Below are 20,735 nucleotides of genomic sequence, written 5' to 3'. Positions count from 1 at the left end.
CACAGTAAGCTTCTTTGAAGGCTAGCTTCTTGAGGCTAGAGACATTGTCTCTTCTAAAAAAAGTAATTTCGCCCGATTTAGTGGCGGTGCCAGATGAGATCCATTCGAAAAAATCGATTTTCACATTAGATTCTATGACTAATTGTACGAGTCCACCCCGGGGTTTGGCGCTGGGTCTTCCGGTTTCGTCAGTGCTTTGTTTTAAACCAAAGTCACATTCTAAAATATTGAACTCCTCATCATCTAAAGTCAGCTTTGCTAAGAAAGACATGATAGTAAATAAGTTTAAATAAGAAATGGCCAAAAAATAAATTGGCTTTATATAGAGCCTATTTAGACAACAAAAGAAAGAGGTTGCGTCAAAAGTCGCTTTTAAGTCAGATTGAGTGTTTCGAAATTATTATTCGAGTGTCGCAATGTGACCTTTGCTCATAAGCAGCTACTTTTGGAACAACCTCTTCAATTATACTTTAATTAAGGTGGAAAAAATTACACCCACTCATTTACATGCTCGCCATTACCTACTTTGATTACTCTTGCAGAAAGAGTAATAGTTTCTGTCATAGGGTTATCGCCAGAAGAATTGAAATTTTCTTTATACTTAACGGCATATGCGTTTTCAAAATCTAACTGCTTAGAGGTAGCATCAGTGTCTCTCTTAAGGAAAACAACAGAACCATCTCTCATTTCAAAGTTATTGAACATCCAATCAGAAAGGCTAGTATCTGCAGTAGACTCTACCTCTATGGTAATCATGCCTCCTCTGGTAACAGAAGAAGGACGGCCAGTGGCGTCAGTTTCTTGGTTTAAGCCATAGTCGCAGCTTAATACGTTGTACTCATTTCCACCAACTTTCAATTTTGCTTTAAAAGACATAGTAATAAAATTTAAAATTTATAATAATAATAAAATAGTTATAATAATGATTGTGACTTGCACGACTCGAAACTATGAAAAAAAAATTTTTCCAAAAAATTTGAACATTGATAAAAGGTAACCGTTATTGTGTATTTTATTTTATAAATAACTGATGTATAGGGTAATAAATTTTATTTTGGGCTAAATAAAAAATTTCAATTTGTGTAAAATTTTTTAAAAAATTAGAATAATCCAAGTTTGATTTGTTTGGCTTAGAAAAAAGAGAGTGAAGTGCATGATTCAATTTTCTCTGAATTATAGGCTATTTTGAAGTTCGAACATAGACTAATGTGGAGTGAGGTTATAAAATTCTGATTTTCAATTTTTTCTCACCTCACGACGGTATAGCAAGATACCACCACTGGCGAGTCAGTTTGAGTCACGTCGAAAGATAGACGATCGGCACTGATTCATGATCTAGTTGAATTGTGTCAGCTTTTTTTACTTCCCCAGGAGTCATCTCGACGCAAGGAGAGATCTATGCATGTAATTAGCAGAAGTCTTTCAAATCATTGCACCTTCAATTAGCTTTCTGCATTCCATAACCTAGTTTCGTTACTTTTTTGCAATCGATCAAAAAAGTAACAAAAAAATCTTTCTTGCTGTAAGGTCTTCCGCTCACATGAGTATTTCATAGTGATGAACTACCACTAAGAGCTTGAGAAAAACCTGTTTTTTAATCTTCTTTGACCTCACGAAGGTACAGCAAGATGCAAGCGCTGGCTAGTCAGTTTGAGTTACGTCGAAAGATAGACGATCGGCACTGATTCATGATCTAGTTGAATTGTGTCAGCTTTTTTTACTTCCCCAGGAGTCATCTCGACGCAAGGAGAGATCTATGCATGTTATTAGCAGAAGTCCTTCCAATCACTGATTAGTAAGTAGTGGATGAACCATGAGCATGAGATCACAGCCCTCCACGCCGTTGAGGCAAGGATGATTTTAATCAAGTTTAGAAGGCTGTTGTTAGCCGTTTTATTCTGGTATCAGCAAGTTCCACTTTATGTAAATCTTCTGTATAAAAAAAGGCTTTATCAAAACTAAATAGTTCTGATAAAGCCTCTCAACTTATGATTTACCAGGTTTTACACCCAAGCATTTTCATGCTGACCATCGCCAATTTTAATTACTCTGGCTGAGATGGTAACAGTTTCTGTCATAGCATTTCTGCCTATGGCATCGAAGTTTTCCTTATACTTTACAGCATAAGCATCTTCAAAAATTAATTCTTTAGAAGTAGCATCCGTATCTCTTTTTAAGAATACGATAGAGCCATTTCTCATTTCAAAGTTGTTAAACATCCAGTCAGAAAGGCTAGTGTCAGCTGTAGATTCTACTGTAATAGTGATCATACCACCTCTGGTAACAGCAGAAGGACGACCAGTAGCGTCAGTTTCTTGGCTTAGGCCATAATTACAACTAAGCACATTGTACTCTTTGCCTGCAACTTTAAGTTTAGCTTTAAAAGACATAATAATAAAATTTAGATATGTATAATTATAATAAATTCTCTATCTGTAATAAACCGGACGGTTTGAATTATGTGCGAATATAAAAAGAGTTATTCAATATATTTCAAGAAACTCTTTCGCAAATAATCACATCATTCTCTTTTAGGTTGTTCGCTTCTATGGTTTTGTTATAATTGATGAACTTTGGAGTGCCCATCCAGTTGGGTTTTGTGTAAAATATCCAGCCTGTAGGGTTGTTATCCTTATCTAAATAAGTGATGCCATTGCCGGGGTGGGTTTCATTGTAGTCATTAATGAAGAAGTAGAATAGCTTTCCAAATTCCATTCTTTCAGGGGCTTTTAACCGGAAGTTGCTAAACTCTGTTGAGTTATCTCCTTTTTCAAACTCAAAAGAAAGTACCAGGGGATTGACTAATTCATCTTCTTTAGGCTCTTTTATCGTTACTCCGGCAGGATAAAACCATTTTTTGTAGATAGGCGTAGGTACCAAAAGTGCAAATTCAAATAATTTTACTATCAGCAAGGGGATGATGAATGGGGTGGTGCTAAGTAAAAAAGTAAAGGTATAATAAGGCTTATATAAATCACAGATAAACATGAAGCCTATCATGCCTATAAAAATTGTAACTATAGTAAATAGGAATTCAGCCCAGAAGCTACCCGGCTTTTCTGAAAGGTTAGTAAAGATCTTTCGTAAGCCAAATACATGTAATACTCCTAAAAGGAAGAATACTACTTGAAAGCTTATGAAGTTATTGATAGGTAAGTTCTGTAGTACGTTGTCGCTAGCCAGAAAGCCCGTTACTCCAAAGAGTATTATGACTACTAGCATGTAGATGAAGAATTTCTTAGCGTCTTTAAGGAAGAGCTTTTTCAGTTTGGTCACTACTGTCATTAGTAATGCCGTGATAATAAGTAATACTATTCCCAGCGTTATCATGGTTGTATTTAAGGTTAAAAAATATTTAAAAATTATAAACGAGTGTTGAGTCCAAGCATTGGCGTGTGATCATCATCAAGCAGGAACTCAGCCTCATGTTTGTAATTAAGTATATTAAGCGTGGTTTCTACCTCCAGAGGAATAAAGAAGTCAAAAAATATGTTAGTAACTTTAGATAATATACCTCCTTCTAAAAAGTGATGTATGTTATCATTATGAACTGGCCCTATTTCTACATCATAGTAAGGGTATAAAACCTCGTCTTCTTCATCTCCAAGAATAAAATCTACGCCTAATTTATAGTCTTGTTTATTGTTTTGGGTTTTGCCGTTATTAAAATCGTACTTTCTAAAATTTTTGGTGATAGTAACTTTCTCGTTAATCACCTTTTCTAACGCCAGGGCGGTAAGGGCTTCTTTACCCGCTATTTTATAAGCAAGAGGCAGAAGTTTTAGCAGTCTCAGGTTATATTTTACAGGAATATCAGGATTTAAGCCCCAAAAACGAATCAGAAAATCATCATTAAGATTGTTGAAGTCATCAACTAGTTGCCTCTCTTTTTGCTCTATTTTTACTTTCTGAACAAATAATTCATTCTCAATAGGAGCGAAGAAGCTTCTGGCACTTTTTTCTTCCTCTTTATATTTCCTGCGTATTTTTTTATAGTCGTTGCCATCATTGTCTTTTATTTTTTCATGAAAGAAGCCTTCTGGCAGCAGGTCATATAGGCTGTTACGTGCTAAGTTTAGCTGTATTTTTGGAGGAGCTTCTAGCAGGCTGAAAAAATTGACATCTATAATGTCAGTTCGATATGAGCGGGAAAAGGTGCCCTTATTAAATATGTCGATGTCAGAATAATCTAACTCAGAGTTTTTTAAAGCTTCAGAGACTAATACCTCAGCTCTTAGATGCTGGTAAAAAAGAAGTAGCTCTTTGTAAACTTTTTTAATTTTATCCTTTTCCATTTTTGCTGTCTGGATAATATAATTTAATTATTTTCTGCGCTTGTGTTTATGGGCTTCCTGCCTGCTGCTACAAACATTTTTTGCCAGTAGCTATCAGAGAGGTTGCTTATTTGCACGCCGCTATGCCCTTCTGCATCATGGTTAGAAGCAGCATGTACAAAACGCTGATTATCTAAGTATACACCTACGTGTGTTATAGGTAGGTACTGAGCACCCTCGCTATTGAAAAAGAGTAAGTCACCTTCTTGTAAATATTCCTGACCTCTAAATTTATCAGTGTCAGGTGACATAAATTGCCTTTCGGCGGTTCTTTCAATAAGCTTGTTGTATACGTCATGATAAAGGTATTGTACAAAGAAAGAGCAGTCTATACCCGCTTTGTCTTCTCCTCCCATTTTGTATGGAGTGCCTATCCATGATTCAATAAACTCATATAAATCCAGATTAGTAACCTTTTCAGGAGGGACTCCTATTATCTCACCATACTTTTCCTGAATAGGAAGTATGGTAGGCTCTTCGGGTTGAGGATCTACATCATTATCGTCTAGATGTGATAGGGATGATTGACTCTTGCACCCTTGTATACCTGCCAATAAAACAACTAAAAAAAATATTCTGCAATTAGAATTCATTTCCCCACATGATTTTTCCAAAGATAATATACATCAAAAGTTTTTTCCTCTCGTTAGGGGAATTATTTTATTTTTTGAGATTAAGGTTTGGAAATATTAAAAATTAATACCTTTGTATTCGATTTTTTCTGAGATGTGTCATATTTTTGGCTTTTGACAGTTGAGACATTTTTTTACTTAGGTACATTTTTTATGTTAAGCTCTTTTTATAAATTTCCTTTGAATACTTCTGATATTGTATCTAAAAAGGAAGCTGACAGGTGTGATCTATCTGCCTCTATTTCTAATTTTATTCGACTTATCATGACTTCTCAGTTTGGAGAATGTGCATTTGACGATTCTTTTGGATCTATAATTTGGGAGATGGATTTCGATAACCTTACTTCAAATCAAAAATTAAAAAATATTATTACGAATTCGCTTTTAACGAGTATAGCTGGCAAAGAAACAAGGATTAAGGACTTAGATATTAGCGTATTGATCATTGAGGATGAGTTTGAACACCTGTACGATCAATTCCGCGTTAAGAAGAGATTAGAAATATCTCTTAGGGCGGTGATTAGAGCTACTAATGAGCCTTTTTCTTTTTATGATAAGTTTTACATAGCGCCGCTATCTTATTAAAGAGACGATTTTGAACAAGACCAGTGAAATAAAAAACAGGATGATTAAAAGGGCTGCCTCATTGTGGGGAGTTCAGCCTAATGAGATAGAAACATCCTTTGATCCGTTAGTAACTTTACTTATAGATGCTTGTGCTACAGAAGTAGCAAAAATATCGAGTGAAGTAAATAATTCTCAAAGCCGAATTACAGAGCAGCTAGTGCAGCTCATGACTCCTGAAACTTTATATGGAGTAAGGCCTGCTCATGGCATAGCTCACGTTATGCCAGTGGCTAGTGATAGTGATATAAAGCCGGAAAACCTTTTTTATTATAATAAAAAGATTGGTGGAGATGAGGCTAACCTAAAAAATATATTTTTCTCGCCAGTGCAGGAGTTCAAGTTGGTGAATGCCGCTATTACGCATATGCTTTGTGATCATGATATGTATCAGGTGGAGATGAAAACCTTAACATCTGTCTCTGAAGAAGTAAGCGCTGAGTCTACACCTAGCCCGTCTACGATATATCTGGGTATACAGCCTGGTAATGACAACGTAGACTTGATCAATACTTCGCTGTTTTTTGAGATTATGGATGTGCAAGATAGGGAGTTGTTCTACCATCACTTGCGACAAGCGGAGTTTTTCTATCAGGAAGAGCGTATTAACATTTCGGTAGGTTATAAAGATAATGAGCTAGAGGAGATGAAAGACCTCGAGGCCTTATTTTCTGCCACGCCTGATAAGACCAGAAATATTGAATCTGATGTAAAGAAGATATATGCAAAACATTTTGTGACCATAAATTCTTCGGTGATGCTAGATAAAGGTGCCAAGGTCCCCGATGAAGTGATGAGCGCCGGGGGTGCGGAGTTGGAAGAGGTTTGTTGGATTAAAGTGGTCTTCCCTAGTGTGATAAGTAATACTGTGTTGAAGAATGTTTTTTGTTCATTTAATGCTTTTCCGGTCATTAACAGAAATCAGCAGTTGGTTTCCTATCAACTGAAAGATTTTATAGATATAGTTCCGGTAAGTACGCTTGATATGTTCTTGGATGTAAAAAGTGTGACTAATACGTCTGGACAGCAATATTACCATAAGGAAAACACGGAAGGGCAGGAGGAGAAAGGTACCTATGAGCTGAGAAGAGATAATTTAGGTAAGCTTGATTCTAGAAAAGCGAGAGAATATCTGCTTCATATGGTGGATTTGCTAAAGGATGAGAGTGCAGCCTTTAGTTTATATGGAAATGATTTCTTGCAGACGATAGTAAAAAAGCTCAATCAAAATATAGCTTCATTAGAAAAGAAGCTTATTGATATCAATGAATATGTTGCTGAAACGAATTATTTAACCATAAAGCCGTACAAGCCTAAAGATACATTGCTGGTAGAGTACTGGGTTACTAATGGCGAAGAGGCTAATCATATCAAAACAGGATCAGCTTTGCAGACCTACAAGGGGAGTGAGTTGCGACAAAAAGGTGTTTTTCTTACTTCTACTTTTCAAGGGAAAAACGCACTGAATACAGAAGAACGCCTACAGGCATATAGAAGGGCATTGCTAACTAGAAACAGAATAGTTACTAAAGAAGACGTAAAGGCGCTTTGTTTTGAGCTGTGTGGGAATAAGGTGGAGCAAGTTGAAATTAAGAAAGTTTTTAAAAATAGTGTTGGCAATAATAAAGGGTTAATACCCACTATGGAGATTTCTTTAACGGCAAGCCAGAATGAAGAGGTTTCAGACTATGAGTGGGATGCTATAAAAAGTAACCTATTAAATATCTTGGAGAAGCAATCGCTGAGCGTTTTTCCTTATTTCGTTACAGTACTAAAATAATTTTTTTGCAATGGGTGCGAATTCTTTTAAGAATAATCATATTGACCAGAGTGTTATTTTATTTTTCATCTTCACCATTCTGGCTTCATCTTCAGTATTTGCGTACAGATATTTTACTAACAAGCCATGTGTGCCTGTAGAATTTGAGGTAGAGGCCAATAATTTTAGGGTAGGTGAAATAATACGTTTTGTAGATAAGACTACTGAAAAAGGAAGTAGAGAATGGCATTTTGGTGATAGTTCTAAGGTAGAGTCGGGTTCTTCCACTTTTCATATTTATGATAGACCAGGAGAGTATGAGGTGAGTTTAGTGCTCGATGGCAGGTGCGAGGGATTTGCTAATATCACCATATTGGAAAAGGCCTTTATTTTAGATTCCACTCTTCTGGCAACATTTTCTATTCCAGAATCTATCAGAGTGGGAGAGACATTGAAGATTAAGGACGAGACTAAGGCTGCAAAATCTTGGGAATGGAGGTTCGGTGAAACTGCAGAAGTAAACTCTACTGAGCAGAATCCTTCCTATGTTTATCAGGAACCGGGCTTGAAGACTATCTCTTTGGTAGTTAATGGAGATGTACGATATGCCACAAAGAAGAAGATAAATGTACTGCCTGTTATTAAAGAGCACAAGCTTAAAAAGACGGTAGTGAAGAAGAAGGCAGAAGCTCCTCCTTCAATTAAATACAAACCTAAGGAACTCAAGGAAGAACCTAAGGAAGAGTTTAGAGCGCCAGACATTAGTACCCGAGATTTTGGTGCGAAGCTTTTAGAGGTGGCAGATGAAAAGGCTAGTGCTAAGGATTTTAGCGAATATATATGTGATAATCTACAGATGCCTATGTCTGCTAAAGGAAAAAAGACCACGTTCGTAGAGTTCTGTGAGAAAATTAAAGGGAAGAAGCTTAAAATTAAGGAGCTTGAATTATTTAGAAATAAAAAGAACAATTGTGTAGAGTACATTACTATACGATATTCAACAAAACTGTTTTAGTGATATGGAAAAGGTAGATGGTAATTACTTAAGAGTTAATTGGGTAGACGGTATGAAAATCAATAAAGATCGATTTATTGATACCGAAAATGCACTGATGCAATATTCCCATAATATTGGCATGAGTGGATTAAGTCCCAATAGTTATGGCTTGCTTCCAGCTTCTGAAGGGGAGGATAGCGTAAGGCTTATGTTTTCTCTTGATGGTCAGAGTAATGTTCAGGTAAAGCTAATAAAGTGCAGAGCTATTACTTTAGGCGGCTGCTTAATTTCTATCACGCCAGAAATATCTGGCTTTTTAGAGAGGCAGGGCAAGAGTCTTTCCGTTAATCAATCCATAGATGATGATCAGACAGAGTACTTGATAGTGCTTAGTGTTAATCCATACAAAAGAATTCCTATAGGGGATGCCGATCCTAATGAGGAGCCTCCAAGGCACCCCTATGCTATTCCTGAGTATAGCCTAAGTATTATAAGTAAGCAACAGGCTAATTTAGAGGAGTTTGGGGCATATCACTTGACTATAGGTAAGATCGTAAATTTAGAAGGTGAACAGCCTTACTTAGCTGAAGATTTCATTCCCCCTAGTGTGTCTATTGCCAGTCATCCAGACCTGGTGTATACACATGCTGAAATAGGTACCTTCTTTAATGCTTTAGAAAATTACTCTATGAGCGTAATCCATAAGGTGTATCAGAAGAAACAGAATAATGACCTTGCCAGAATGGTTATGTCTCTCTGTGAAAACACCTTGCAATATGTGGGAGGCATGATTACAGAATATCGCTTGCAGGATAAGTATGCTCCGCCAGTTTCTACCATAGCTAAGTTAATGTCTTTGGCTAGAGTGATTAAAAACAGTATTGATATTTATGCTGGTACTGGTAAAGAAGAACTGCTTAACTATCTTTCTGATTGGTGTGATGTGAATCAGGGAGCGTTTGAAAATGCCCTTACCGAAATGATAGAGCTCAATTACCAGCATACAGACATAAATTCTGCTCTTAACAAAGTGGCAAACTTTAGTAAACTGATGCTTGCTTTGTACAAAAAGCTGCACGAACTAGAATACATAGGTAAGAAAACAGATTCGAACATATTTGTGAAAGAAGAGGTGATAGCTAAGCCAGAAGTGAAGAGCAGAAGGAGTTTTTTGTTAGATTAAAATAATAAGACCAGCATAAATGAAACCGGAAAACAGTAAGGATAGAAGAAATAGTGTAATAAAATTTGCAGTACTTTTTGTATTTACAGTTTGTGTAATAGTAGTAACTATTTTCTTTGATTTTGATACGCTTCCTGCTAAGGAGAATGAAGTGTTAAGGGTCCAGGCTAAAGTAATAGAATCGGAAATGGAGTATCAGAAGGAGTTCTCTTCACAACTGATCGAAATTAGGGGGCTGATAGATTCTTTGGATGCGCCAGGGCAGAATATTCAATATGTTAATGCACTGCTGAATGCAAAGATTGTAGATTTACAAAAATCGATACCTAAGGAAGATTCTACCTTTAGATATGATATGTATAGCAATATTGTAAAGTCATATGTTGATTTGCAGGCAGCCAAGAACAAGTTGAAGGAGTACGAGGAGGTAGATGCTCAGCTAGAAGAGTATGAGGAGGAGCTAGAAAGGGTAAACCAAGAATTGGAGCAGGCTAATAGATATCTGGATGCTATGCGCCGATAAAGAATAGAAGGACTAGTTAAAATGAGAATGCCTCTGTGATTGATTCAATCACAGAGGCATTTTTTTATTCTATAGTGCTGGGAAGATCTCCATTAAGCCATTGATTACGAGCTGTCAGTTCTTTCTCTTTGGGTTCAGGAAATAATCCGAATTCCACCTCTGGATTAGTTTCAATGTCGATTTCTTCGGTTCTGGTTCTGCCATTTCTTCTATATTCTATCTCTGTAGACTTTTCAGAGCTTAGTAGGCTCATAGTCTCTTCAAATTGCTCTCTGTTAGAGAAAGTACTACCACCTATTGATATTATAATATCGCCTTTTTCTAGGCCGGCATTGTAAGCAGGAGTGTTTTTTACCGTGTATTCAGCTACTTGAGCTGTTCCATTTTGAGTGAACTCTACTTGTGCTCCGATATAAGGAGTTTCTAAAGGACGTAGGTATAGGCCTACTTGTTCCAATAGTTTATCATATTTAGGTATGTCATTATCATACACATAATTCTCAAAAAATTTGTCGGCCAGAGCTTTCCCTGCATATTCTCTAAGAGTAATGTAGAGATTGTCATTGCTAAAGTTAATTTCCGTTTTACCGTATTTAGTCCAGAAAAGCATCATAAAATTATCCAGACTTAGCTCACTGCTTTTGTTACGAAGAGTCATGTCTAGAGCAAGTGCGAGCAAGAAGCCATAATCTCTATGAGGTAGATAAGAGGTATTCTCATTTTTAGATTTTTGGAAAGCGAAGTTGACTTTTCTGCTGTATTCAATAGCATTTAATTTGGAGTTGGAAGATCCCCATACCCTGTTGTAGGTGTTGGAAAATGAAGCTATCAACTCTTCTGGAGTGATGAGTTTTGATCTGCATAGGGCTAGCTGAGTGAAATACTCAGAAAAGCCGTCAGTAAACCAAAGCTCTTCAGTTAAATTCTGATTTTGATAGTTAAAAGGTTTTAAACCTAGAGGAGTAATACGTTCTTTGTTCCAGGCGTGCATAAATTGCCTTGAAAACACTTCAACTTTCTTTTCTACTCCTCCGTAGGCCAGGCTGGTAGGTGAGGTGATTACCGCAGAGTTTCGATGTGCGACTCCTCCTTCAGAAACCTGCGGCATAAAACAGGCGAGAAATAGGTATTCATTATTTTCAAAGATGGGAAAGCCTCCAAATATTTTGCTTTCTTCTGTTAGTACCTTCATTACAGTATCAAAAAAATCGTCGGCTTCCTGATCAGTACCATAATAGTGAAGAGCCATTTTAATAGTTTGAGGCTTGCCTGTATCACCTACTTTGCGCTCTCTTAGTATGTAGTTACTTAATAGCACCGGGCTATCCATAAAGTCTTGCAGGTTAGACGCTAAATAGGTGTTTTTGCTCACCTCTGACATGTGGGTGGCTATTCTCCAGTTTCTTTCTCCCAATTCAAAATTAATTTCGATTGGTCGGCTTTCCACTGCTTCTATATACATAAATGCCGATGGATTATTCAGTAAGGCATGGGTTTCATCTATTTGAGAAAAAATGCCATCCGCTTGATCTGCGAATAAATTGTACTCTACATGTATTGTTCCGTCATGGCCCGTTACATCCCACTGTGAGAGATTAGGTCTAGAAACAGACTTGATGTCCCGGCCTCTGCTATCAGTTATTTTTACGTCATGTATATTTTTAGCGAAAGCATGTGTGCCATAATCACCTTTCACATTTCTACTCATAGTGAGAGAGGTAGTACCTCTTCTTAAGTTGGTGAACGTTGCTTCTACATGGGCCTCATGATGCTCAGCTTTGTCAAAGGAAATTTTGTAATTGTTAACAATTTGAGCAAAGGAAATTTGTGACCAAAAAAATAGGGTCAGAATTAATAAATAATATTTCATTATCAAGAAAAATTAACACTCAGATGATAAATGGTAAAATTACAATTTGTAAGAGGAATCAGGAATGTTTTTGAAAGAAAATTATAGCATATTTAATGCATTATCTACTGTGGAGCCTGCAGAGGTTCGAGGGGGTGGAGGTTTTGTTATAGGGGGAGGTAGTATGGCTTTGAAGACTAATTGAGTAAAATAGTTTTGCTCAATGGTACACCAAAGCCATGATATAATACGTCTATAAAGGAAAGACTACTTCATTTTGCCTTGTATGTAAGTTACTGCCTGGTTAATGGTTTGAAGCTTTTCGGCATCCTCGTCAGGTATTCTTATATCAAAAGTCTGCTCAAATTCCATTACCAGTTCTGCGTAGTCAAGTGAGTCTATTCCCAAGTCTTTTACAAAATTTGCATCAGGGGTAACTTCAGTTTCTGCTATTCCAAGCTTGTCAACTAAAATTTTGGTAATGGTTTCTTGAATGTTCATTCGTTTTTAGGATATGTTGTTAAAATAATGCGTAAATCTAAAGAATAAAGTTATCTTCTAAAACCTAAGAAAGAACTCTGTACCTTCATCTAATTTGGTTTTTACGCCGAGCATACCTTGATGTTGTCTCATGATTTGTCTTGATAAACTCAGGCCAATGCCAGATCCTGTTTTTTTTGTGGTAAAGAAAGGGATAAATATTTTTTCTAAGGCTTCCTCATCTATTCCGTTACCATTATCCCTTACGGATATTACAGGTCTGCTTTTGTCGTCTACGTACGCACTAAGTTCCACCAGTTTGTTGGTTTGCTCATCAAAAGCCTGAATGGCATTTTTTATTAGGTTGATAAGCACCTGCTCGATTAGGTCTTTGTCTGCATTAATAGTTAGGTTAGTGGGGTTAACTCTTACCGTAGTGCAAACTCCATGATCTTTTATTTCCTTTTGTAGGAATACAAGCATTTCTTCCAGCAGATCTTTGACCTGTATTTCTGAAATTTTAGGAATAGGGATATGTGTTAGATTTCGGAAGTCTTGCACAAAACGTATTAATCCTTGGCTCCTTTTTTTGATAGTTTGTACGGCTAGGTGCAGGTCTTCGATGTCTTCATTAGATATATGATTAATTTCTTGGTCATTATGAAGCTGTAAGTTCAATTCATCTTCTACTGTATTGGCCAAGGAAGAAATGGGAGTTACCGAGTTCATGATTTCATGAGTAAGTACTCGGACCAGGTTTTGCCAGGCCTCCATCTCTTTTTCCTCAAGTTCGTTCTGAATGTTTTGGATAGATACCAGTTTGAATTCCTCTCCCCGAAGTGTAAGCTCTATGGCATATACGGCTAGCTGAACGATATCACCACCTATTTCGAGCCTTAATAAATCCCGGCCTCCTGTTCTTAGGCGGGTAAATACATCAACCAGACTGTCACTTACTACGGAAAGATCTTTAATATTATCTACCTGGTTGATTCTCAGTAGTTTCTTTGCCGCAGTATTGATTATATGCACATCGCCGGATTTGTTAAAAGTTATTAAACCAATACCTACATGCTGTACTATATTTTTCATGTATTGGTAATCGGCCTCTTTTTCCTTTCTTACATCTCGCAGGTCTTTTAAAACCTTGTTGAGTTCGGCATTAAGCTTATTGGTATCTTCATTTTTGAAATCAGTTTTATAGGTATAAGATATGTCATCATGTCTGATAGAGTTGAGGAACGTGATGATTTCTTTGTTATTCTTTTCCAGGTGGGTAGTAATCGAATAGATCTGAAGCGCTAGCAGGCCTAATACTACCACCTCAGTAACGAAGTAGCCGTCATTATATATGAGGTAAGAGAAAAAGAAAATAGTGAGGGTAAGCAAGCCTACCCTATATAGAATGGACTTTTTAGCATTACTAAAGTCCATGCTTCTCTAATCGTCTGTATAATGATGCCCTGGTAAGCCCCAGTTCCTTAGCAGCTTTAGATATGTTGCCACCATGAATATTTATTGCTTTTTCTATCACAGATTTTTCAATATCATCCAGGTTAAGGCTATCTGCTGTCAGGCTTCCATCTTGAGAATTGCTATTGGCCTTGTCATTATTAAGAAAAAAGAAATCCTGATCTTCAAGCTCAGCATTATCACTCATGATTATAGCTCTTTCCATGGCATGCTGTAGTTCGCGGATATTGCCTGGCCAGTGGTACTTCTGCAGTTTTACTAGTGCGTCTGCATTGATCTTAGTAACTTCTTTTCTATATTTTTTTGCATAGATGCCTAAAAAGTGATTAGCTAAGAGGGGGATGTCTTCTAGTCTTTTTCTCAAAGGAGGGAGTTTTACCTCTACAGTGTTAATCCTATATAGCAAATCCTGTCTAAAGGTATTATCATGCACCATTTCCTCTACAGGCATATTAGTAGCGCAAATTAGTCTGATATCTATATTAAGTGGGGTGTTGGTGCCTATTCGTGTCACCTGTCTATTTTGTAAAACGGTAAGTAGTTTAGATTGTAGGGGCATGCTTAGGTTGCCAATTTCATCTAAAAATAAAGTGCCTCCGTTTGCCACCTCAAATCTTCCTGCACGATCATCTTTAGCGTCAGTAAAGGCTCCTTTTTTATGACCAAAAAGCTCGCTTTCAAATAAAGATTCTGTTATGGCTCCCATATCTACGCTAATGAAGCTGTTGTCTTTTCGAAGCGATCTTTGATGGATTGCTCTGGCTACCAGCTCCTTACCGGTTCCGTTTTCTCCTAGTATGAGTACATTAGCATCAGTCTTAGCTACTTTATCTATAAGGTTAAAAACTTGCTGAATGGCAGGGCTATTCCCTATTATATCTTTAAAAGGCTGATTGATATCTTCTTCAAGCTGTTTTTTGGCTTTTTTAAGTTTATCTACTTCCTTGTAGGATTTTTTTAGTTTTATAGCTGTAGAAATGGTGGCCAAAAGCTTTTCGTTTTGCCAGGGCTTAAGTACAAAGTCGGTAGCGCCTTCTTTTAGGGCTCTTACTGCCATTTCAACATCTCCGAAGGCAGTGATCATGATCACTACTGCTGAGGGGTCCTTTTCTAGGATCTGACTTAGCCAATAGAAACCTTCCTTACCACTAGTAATATCCTTGCTGAAGTTCATGTCAAGCAAAATGACATCGTAGCTGTCATTATTCAGAAGGAAAGGTATCTTTTTAGGGTTTTTTTCAATAATAACCTGATGGGCATGCTTTTTTAGCAACAGCTTGGCTGCTAATAGAACATCTTCATCATCATCTATCATCAGAATTTTGCCTATTTCTTTATCCACAAGTATTCATTTAAATTAAAGACTAAACTAAAAATTGTGCCAGGTGGTCTATCTATCAAATTTGGACTTTTGTAGCTGTACTATGTACTATATCGTAAATATAGTGAACGATACCGGACGATTTATCATATGTTAAGTATAAAGGGAAATAAAATTTGGTGAGAATGATTTATTGAAGCTTTTTCTTGAAGGAGGAATAAGTGTATTAACTATGAAGCGTTTTATTTCTGTTAACTTTTTGAGTTGAATCAGCACTATGCGCATCACAGTGTACGAGTTTGTAGGAGGATATATACCTGAAAATGTGTGGGTTGCTGTAATAGTAAATTGAAATTACGAATAAAAGTTAATGGGTTGTAGTATGATTACCTGCGTTAAGTAAAAACAATTCAGTTTAAATTATTTTTATTTATTTATTGTTATATTAGCAGTGTTGTTATTGGATGAATTAAGAATTTATCCTATTTATTTTGAGTTTTTGACCTTGGAAGTGCTTCTGACCCGGAGCACTTCTTTTTTATTTATACTCATTTGATTTTTATTATTTGCCTTGTTTTTCATAAACCTCAAAGGTCTTATCATTGATAAGATACAAGTGAGTGGCTGATGCTAATACATATCGAGCAGATATAGGCTTGAGTTCGAGCTCTTTTTCAGTGAGATTATAAATGTTAATAAATTTTATCATTCCATTAGCACCGATAAAATAGAGGTCATCATCTAAAAAGTTGAAGTAATTAACATTTGTAGCGCCTATTTTCTTTAAATAGTTTCCTAGGTTGTCAAAGACATAAATACCCGAATGTATGTCGCTAAAAAAAACAAGGTTCTGATATTCCCTCAAAAAGGTAATCTCATAATCATCAGGGTTAAGTAATAGGTCAAACGGGGTGGCTATCGTAAATTGTCTGATATTTAAATTGTATTTCTTCAGGCTAAAATCTACTAGATCTATCAGCCAAAGGTTATTGTCATAACTTAGGGTAGCTAATCTGTTAAAATCTGATAATTCATTTAAGGAGAAATTTTGTGGGGTAGTAAGGAACCTGTCAAGAAAGGTGTACTGCTGCAGGTCTTCATAAAAAAGGAATATTTTTAGAGGATTCCATGCTTCAATTAAATCTATCTGTCCTTGAGTTTGAGAGGAAAAACTAGCATCTAACTCACCATCCTTCAGGTATTTTTTTACTTCTCCATAATTATCAGCGATATAAATATTGCCTCTTTTGTCTATAGATACTGCTTCCGGCTTATTGATGGGAACAGTGCTGATAAGCGAATAAGATTGGGCAACGCTCTTTACTGAAGTGAATAGCAAGAGCAATAGGTAGACCCAGCTAGTTTTCAAAAGTGAGTAGTTCAAATGATTTGCCGTCATACTTGCCATATGTATATTGAGTTACCCATTGACCAAGGTTAATATACCTGCTATTTTCCGAAACTTCAAGGTTAAGTTTCAGGTGTCTGTGTCCGAATACATACCAGTCATGATGCTCTTCTTTTTCTTTGGAGATGCAGAACTGCCATAAGTGCTCTTTGTCTTTTCCTAGAAAGCTTTCATCTCCATGGCCTCCGCTGCTAATGCGACTCCTTTTAGACCACGCATTAGCAATGCCTATTCCTAGGTTAGGATGTATACGGGCAAATAGCCATTGACAAAGTTTACTGTTGAAAAATTTCTTTAAAAACTTGTAGAAATGATCTCCGGGGCCCAGCCCATCTCCATGTCCTATAAACAGTTTCTGATCATTTACCAGCAGCTGTAGAGGGTTTCTATAAATGGTTACGTTCAGCTCCTTTTCAAAATAATCGAACATCCACATGTCGTGATTGCCTGTGAAAAAGATGATGGGTATACCAGAGTCACTTATTTCAGCTATTTTACCTAGAATACGCACAAAGCCTTTAGGTACGGCATGCTTATATTCAAACCAAAAATCAAAAATGTCGCCCATCAGATAAATGGAATGGGCATCGGTTTTAATAGAGTCCAGCCATCTGATAATTTTCAACTCTCTTTCTAAGCTAGCTTTATGACTAGGAACTCCTAAGTGGAAGTCTGAAGCGAAATAAATGTATTTACCGTTAAGGTCGGTGATAGTCTTTGTCATCACAAAATCTGCAAAAGCCTAAAAATAAAAAAAATCAGGCATACAAAATGCCTGATTTTTAATCATATAAAAGTTTTATTAATCTCTAGTTATCCGTGTCTTTCAAAGGAATAGTAGAATCTTCTGGTGCAGATGTTTTTGCGCCAGGGTTAGCCTTGTTTTCATCAGCATCTCCTTCTTCTTTCTTATGACCATTAGTAAATGCTTCATAAGTGGTTTGATGATCGAAAGGTCTTTTTCCTATTAATCTTTCTAAGTCAGATTGGAAAATAATTTCTTTTTCTAATAATTCCTGAGCTACTTTTTCCAGTTCGTTATTTCTGTGAGAAAGTAGATCTTTAGTTCTCTTGAAAGCTGTTTCTATTACTTTTCTAGCTTCCTGATCTATGGTTTCTGCAGTTGCCTCTGAATAAGGTTTAGTGAAGTTATAGTCAGATTGCTTTGAATCATAGAATGATACATTACCGATTTTGTCATTCATACCATATACAGATACTATGCTGTAAGCTAATTTTGTAACGCGCTCAAGGTCACTAAGGGCTCCAGTAGATATTTTTCCAAAGACTAATTCTTCAGCTGCTCTACCTCCAAGTGCCATACACATTTCATCTATTAGCTGTTCTGTTTGGTATAAGAACTGCTCTTTTGGTAAGTATTGCGCATATCCTAATGCTGCAACACCTCGAGGAACGATACTTACTTTTACTAAAGGATCTGCATGCTCTAAGAACCATCCTGCCACGGCATGGCCTGCTTCGTGATAGGCAACTATTTTCTTCTCTTCAGGAGAAATGATCTTGTTCTTTTTCTCCAGTCCTCCAATTACTCTATCAATGGCATCATGGAAATCTTGCATTTCCACAGCTGATTTATCTCTTCTGGCTGCGATCAAAGCAGCTTCGTTACATACGTTAGCTATTTCCGCACCAGCAAAACCTGGAGTTTGTGCTGCTAGTTTTTTAGGGTCTACATCCTGTCCTAGTTTAAGAGGCTTAAGGTGTACTTTGAAAATAGCTTCTCTTCCTACTATATCAGGTTTGTCAATACTAATTTGTCTGTCAAAACGGCCAGGACGCATAAGTGCAGAGTCTAACACATCAGGTCGGTTGGTAGCAGCCAGGATAATTACCCCGGAATCAGTAGAGAAACCATCCATTTCTACAAGAAGTGAGTTAAGCGTATTTTCTCTCTCATCATTAGATCCAGGCATTTGGCCTTTTCCTCTTGATCTACCAATAGCATCTATCTCATCAATAAATACAATACAAGGTGCTTTTTCTTTCGCTTGTTTGAAAAGGTCTCTTACACGAGCGGCTCCTACACCTACAAACATTTCTACGAAATCTGATCCTGAAAGAGTAAAGAAAGGTACTCCAGCTTCTCCGGCTACGGCCTTTGCTAGCAATGTTTTACCTGTTCCCGGAGGGCCTACAAGTAGGGCACCTTTAGGTATTTTACCTCCTAGCTTAGTGAACTTTCCAGGGTTTTTAAGAAATTCTACTATTTCTTGAACTTCTTCTTTGGCTTCATCAAGTCCGGCTACATTACCGAAAGTTATTTTTACCTTATTTTCTGCATCAAACAAGGCAGCTCTTGATTTTCCGATGTTGAAAATCTGACCTCCAGGTCCGCCACCTCCAGTCATTCTTCTCATTAAGAACCAGAAACCGAAAAGTATGAACACGAAAAATCCCCACTGAAAAATATAATTGGTAATGTCTGATTTGTCATCAACCTCATAGTCTACCTGCTGATCGCTAGGAAGTTTTTCATTAAGTTCAGTGTATTGGGTGATAAAGCTATCTACAGAGCCGATATTCAGCTTATAGTGAGGCCCACCGCTTACTCCGAAAGGGCTATTGTTTTCTAGCTCTTTGCTGTATTTGCTATTTTGTACTGCATCTTCTTTAAGGGTGATCTCAACATAATTTTGATTTCTGATAATGACAACTCTTTGTACATCGTTGTTCATCATCATATCTTCAAATTTGCTCATGGTAGTAGTAACCAATGTGCTGGAATTATTGAAAATCATGATTCCGAAGATCACTGCGATTAGCACTACAATGACCCAAACCTGATAATTCGGCTTTTGTGGCTTGTTTGGTATTATATTTCTTTTCTTATCTGGCATATCAATAGTAAAAAATTATCTAAGCATCAAAACTCCATAAGGAGGTATAAGGTTTCATTCTTTAGGAGATATCTTCTATTTCTGTAATTTCAGCGTCTCCCCAGAGGTTTTCGATCGCGTAGAAATCGCGTTTATCTTTTTTGAAAATGTGGGCTACGACATCGACATAGTCGAGGAGCATCCATTCCTTGTTGGCTTTACCTTCTTGGTGCCAAGGGTTTTGATCCAGAATTTTGTGAACTTCTTCATCTACGGCATCGGCAATAGCATCGAGCTGAGTGTCAGAACTTCCTGAACATACTACAAAGAAGTCCGCTATTGCATTTTTTACCTTTCTAAGGTCCATCACTACGATGTCTGAGGCTTTTTTCTCCTGCATACCCTTCACTACAATACTGCTTAATTTTTCGGAAGGAGCTAAAGTGTTATTTACATCCATTAATTAACTTTGATTTCATAAACAAAACTACAAAAATACTTGTATAAAATTCTTGCCAAAACATTATTTATAGGGAAAAACCTGGTTTTCCTGCCATCTTGTCACTCCACTAATGATATTGCTCAAGAGCTTTTGAGTGAAGGAACCCTTGAAGGTACAGTGATAATTACTGAAAATCAAACAAATGGGAGAGGACAAAGGGGTAGTGGGTGGGAATCTGAACCTGGTAAAAACCTAACTTTTTCACTTGTCCTTAAACCTACTTTTCTGTCTGTGCAGCAGCAGTTTGAACTGAATAGGGTCGTTTCGTTAGCAGTTTGCGACTTTTTAAACACGTTTAGTACTGGCTTTCAGGTGAAGTGGCCCAATGATATTTACTATCACGATCGTAAAATCTGTGGAATACTTATTCAAAATAGTATAAGGCAAGGGCGCATTGAATCTTCTATAGTAGGCATTGGGCTCAATATAAATCAGCAAATTTTTAAAGAACAGAAACCGATTTCCTTGTCTCGGGTAACGGGTGAATTTGTGCCATTGCCAGAGGCTCTTGAAGCTTTAGCTCAGCATATAGAAACAAGATATTTAACCCTTAAAGCGGGCAATAGAGAACGTTTACATAAAGATTACCTGCATAAGCTATATCGGTTTGGCGAGGAGTATTTGTATAGGGCTAATGGTGAGCTCTTCAATGGTAGAATAACAGATGTATCGCCGGAAGGGAAGTTAGAAGTGGAATCTAAAAAGGGTATTCAACAGTTCGATTTTAAGGAAGTGGAATTTATTATTTGATTAATTAACCACTGGTGGAAGCCATGCGGCATAACATCATTTATAATTTGTCTCAATGCAAAA

Annotated in this window: 20 protein-coding genes; 6 read left to right on the top strand and 14 right to left on the bottom strand. The window is 36.9% G+C overall.

What is annotated here, in order from left to right:
• The 6 genes from tssD (JL102_RS11505) to JL102_RS11480 all read right to left on the bottom strand — a co-directional run.
• A partial coding sequence (gene tssD / locus JL102_RS11505; protein WP_317191636.1) for a type VI secretion system tube protein TssD occupies positions 1 to 271 on the bottom strand: 271 nt, incomplete at its 3' end.
• Positions 272 to 489: 218 nt separating this feature from the next.
• Entirely contained in the window at positions 490 to 876 is a 387-nt protein-coding gene (gene tssD, locus JL102_RS11500; protein WP_202244541.1) for a type VI secretion system tube protein TssD, read from the bottom strand.
• Between the two features lie 1,127 nt (positions 877 to 2,003).
• Positions 2,004 to 2,390, bottom strand: a complete 387-nt coding sequence (tssD, locus tag JL102_RS11495; RefSeq protein WP_202244540.1) for a type VI secretion system tube protein TssD — start codon at positions 2,388 to 2,390, stop codon at positions 2,004 to 2,006.
• A 103-nt stretch (positions 2,391 to 2,493) separates the two neighbouring features.
• Complete coding sequence (locus tag JL102_RS11490; protein WP_202244539.1) at positions 2,494 to 3,330, bottom strand: TssN family type VI secretion system protein; 837 nt, start codon at positions 3,328 to 3,330, stop codon at positions 2,494 to 2,496.
• Positions 3,331 to 3,362: 32 nt separating this feature from the next.
• Positions 3,363 to 4,295 (bottom strand): hypothetical protein, encoded by a 933-nt coding sequence (locus JL102_RS11485; RefSeq protein WP_202244538.1) that lies wholly within the window; start codon positions 4,293 to 4,295, stop codon positions 3,363 to 3,365.
• Positions 4,296 to 4,318: 23 nt separating this feature from the next.
• Complete coding sequence (locus JL102_RS11480) at positions 4,319 to 4,927, bottom strand: C40 family peptidase (RefSeq protein ID WP_202244537.1); 609 nt, start codon at positions 4,925 to 4,927, stop codon at positions 4,319 to 4,321.
• 192 nt (positions 4,928 to 5,119) lie between these two features.
• Here JL102_RS11480 and JL102_RS11475 point away from each other — a divergent pair, with 192 nt between their 5' ends.
• The 5 genes from JL102_RS11475 to tssO are packed head-to-tail and all read left to right on the top strand — an operon-like array spanning position 5,120 to position 10,052.
• Entirely contained in the window at positions 5,120 to 5,551 is a 432-nt protein-coding gene (locus JL102_RS11475) for a GPW/gp25 family protein (RefSeq protein ID WP_202244536.1), read from the top strand.
• Between the two features lie 10 nt (positions 5,552 to 5,561).
• Positions 5,562 to 7,370, top strand: a complete 1,809-nt coding sequence (locus JL102_RS11470) for a type VI secretion system baseplate subunit TssF (protein ID WP_202244535.1) — start codon at positions 5,562 to 5,564, stop codon at positions 7,368 to 7,370.
• Between the two features lie 10 nt (positions 7,371 to 7,380).
• Complete coding sequence (locus JL102_RS11465; protein ID WP_202244534.1) at positions 7,381 to 8,364, top strand: PKD domain-containing protein; 984 nt, start codon at positions 7,381 to 7,383, stop codon at positions 8,362 to 8,364.
• 4 nt (positions 8,365 to 8,368) lie between these two features.
• A complete protein-coding gene (locus JL102_RS11460; RefSeq protein WP_202244533.1) occupies positions 8,369 to 9,529 on the top strand; it encodes a hypothetical protein in 1,161 nt (386 codons plus the stop codon).
• Between the two features lie 19 nt (positions 9,530 to 9,548).
• Positions 9,549 to 10,052, top strand: a complete 504-nt coding sequence (tssO, locus tag JL102_RS11455) for a type VI secretion system TssO (RefSeq protein WP_202244532.1) — start codon at positions 9,549 to 9,551, stop codon at positions 10,050 to 10,052.
• Between the two features lie 64 nt (positions 10,053 to 10,116).
• Here tssO and JL102_RS11450 read toward each other — a convergent pair whose 3' ends face one another.
• The 8 genes from JL102_RS11450 to rsfS form a co-directional block, all read right to left on the bottom strand.
• Positions 10,117 to 11,922: a M61 family metallopeptidase gene (locus JL102_RS11450; RefSeq protein WP_202244531.1), complete on the bottom strand. Its 1,806-nt coding sequence runs from the start codon at positions 11,920 to 11,922 to the stop codon at positions 10,117 to 10,119.
• A 246-nt stretch (positions 11,923 to 12,168) separates the two neighbouring features.
• Entirely contained in the window at positions 12,169 to 12,402 is a 234-nt protein-coding gene (gene acpP, locus JL102_RS11445) for an acyl carrier protein (protein WP_202244530.1), read from the bottom strand.
• Between the two features lie 57 nt (positions 12,403 to 12,459).
• Positions 12,460 to 13,815, bottom strand: coding sequence for a sensor histidine kinase (locus JL102_RS11440; RefSeq protein ID WP_202244529.1), 1,356 nt, complete (start codon positions 13,813 to 13,815; stop codon positions 12,460 to 12,462).
• Positions 13,805 to 15,169, bottom strand: a complete 1,365-nt coding sequence (locus JL102_RS11435) for a sigma-54-dependent transcriptional regulator (protein WP_202244558.1) — start codon at positions 15,167 to 15,169, stop codon at positions 13,805 to 13,807. Before JL102_RS11435 ends, JL102_RS11440 begins: the two co-directional genes overlap by 11 nt.
• Positions 15,170 to 15,737: 568 nt before the next feature.
• Positions 15,738 to 16,544, bottom strand: coding sequence for a hypothetical protein (locus JL102_RS11430; protein ID WP_202244528.1), 807 nt, complete (start codon positions 16,542 to 16,544; stop codon positions 15,738 to 15,740).
• Positions 16,534 to 17,307: a UDP-2,3-diacylglucosamine diphosphatase gene (locus tag JL102_RS11425; RefSeq protein ID WP_202244527.1), complete on the bottom strand. Its 774-nt coding sequence runs from the start codon at positions 17,305 to 17,307 to the stop codon at positions 16,534 to 16,536. The genes JL102_RS11430 and JL102_RS11425 overlap by 11 nt, the downstream gene beginning before the upstream one ends.
• Positions 17,308 to 17,392: 85 nt before the next feature.
• Positions 17,393 to 19,441: an ATP-dependent zinc metalloprotease FtsH gene (ftsH, locus tag JL102_RS11420; protein ID WP_202244526.1), complete on the bottom strand. Its 2,049-nt coding sequence runs from the start codon at positions 19,439 to 19,441 to the stop codon at positions 17,393 to 17,395.
• Positions 19,442 to 19,502: 61 nt separating this feature from the next.
• Complete coding sequence (rsfS, locus tag JL102_RS11415; RefSeq protein ID WP_202244525.1) at positions 19,503 to 19,880, bottom strand: ribosome silencing factor; 378 nt, start codon at positions 19,878 to 19,880, stop codon at positions 19,503 to 19,505.
• Positions 19,881 to 19,919: 39 nt separating this feature from the next.
• Between rsfS and JL102_RS11410 the strand changes: the two genes are divergently transcribed.
• A complete protein-coding gene (locus JL102_RS11410; RefSeq protein WP_202244524.1) occupies positions 19,920 to 20,672 on the top strand; it encodes a biotin--[acetyl-CoA-carboxylase] ligase in 753 nt (250 codons plus the stop codon).
• The last annotated feature ends 63 nt before the right edge of the window (positions 20,673 to 20,735 follow it).

This window comes from Fulvivirga sediminis (assembly GCF_016757215.1).
GTDB lineage: Bacteria > Bacteroidota > Bacteroidia > Cytophagales > Cyclobacteriaceae > Fulvivirga > Fulvivirga sediminis.
Note: the sequence above shows the minus strand (reverse complement) of the source record. Positions and strands in the feature narration are given on the sequence as shown.

What these genes read in the sequence shown, in the direction of transcription:
- tssD (WP_202244541.1), bottom strand. Translation starts at nt 876, where the DNA reads ATGTCTTTTAAAGCAAAATTGAAAGTTGGTGGAAATGAGTACAACGTA.
- tssD (WP_202244540.1), bottom strand. Translation starts at nt 2,390, where the DNA reads ATGTCTTTTAAAGCTAAACTTAAAGTTGCAGGCAAAGAGTACAATGTG.
- JL102_RS11490 (WP_202244539.1), bottom strand. Translation starts at nt 3,330, where the DNA reads ATGATAACGCTGGGAATAGTATTACTTATTATCACGGCATTACTAATG.
- JL102_RS11485 (WP_202244538.1), bottom strand. Translation starts at nt 4,295, where the DNA reads ATGGAAAAGGATAAAATTAAAAAAGTTTACAAAGAGCTACTTCTTTTT.
- JL102_RS11480 (WP_202244537.1), bottom strand. Translation starts at nt 4,927, where the DNA reads ATGAATTCTAATTGCAGAATATTTTTTTTAGTTGTTTTATTGGCAGGT.
- JL102_RS11475 (WP_202244536.1), top strand. Translation starts at nt 5,120, where the DNA reads ATGTTAAGCTCTTTTTATAAATTTCCTTTGAATACTTCTGATATTGTA.
- JL102_RS11465 (WP_202244534.1), top strand. Translation starts at nt 7,381, where the DNA reads ATGGGTGCGAATTCTTTTAAGAATAATCATATTGACCAGAGTGTTATT.
- JL102_RS11460 (WP_202244533.1), top strand. Translation starts at nt 8,369, where the DNA reads ATGGAAAAGGTAGATGGTAATTACTTAAGAGTTAATTGGGTAGACGGT.
- tssO (WP_202244532.1), top strand. Translation starts at nt 9,549, where the DNA reads ATGAAACCGGAAAACAGTAAGGATAGAAGAAATAGTGTAATAAAATTT.
- JL102_RS11450 (WP_202244531.1), bottom strand. Translation starts at nt 11,922, where the DNA reads ATGAAATATTATTTATTAATTCTGACCCTATTTTTTTGGTCACAAATT.
- acpP (WP_202244530.1), bottom strand. Translation starts at nt 12,402, where the DNA reads ATGAACATTCAAGAAACCATTACCAAAATTTTAGTTGACAAGCTTGGA.
- JL102_RS11440 (WP_202244529.1), bottom strand. Translation starts at nt 13,815, where the DNA reads ATGGACTTTAGTAATGCTAAAAAGTCCATTCTATATAGGGTAGGCTTG.
- JL102_RS11435 (WP_202244558.1), bottom strand. Translation starts at nt 15,169, where the DNA reads ATGATAGATGATGATGAAGATGTTCTATTAGCAGCCAAGCTGTTGCTA.
- JL102_RS11425 (WP_202244527.1), bottom strand. Translation starts at nt 17,307, where the DNA reads ATGACAAAGACTATCACCGACCTTAACGGTAAATACATTTATTTCGCT.
- ftsH (WP_202244526.1), bottom strand. Translation starts at nt 19,441, where the DNA reads ATGCCAGATAAGAAAAGAAATATAATACCAAACAAGCCACAAAAGCCG.
- rsfS (WP_202244525.1), bottom strand. Translation starts at nt 19,880, where the DNA reads ATGGATGTAAATAACACTTTAGCTCCTTCCGAAAAATTAAGCAGTATT.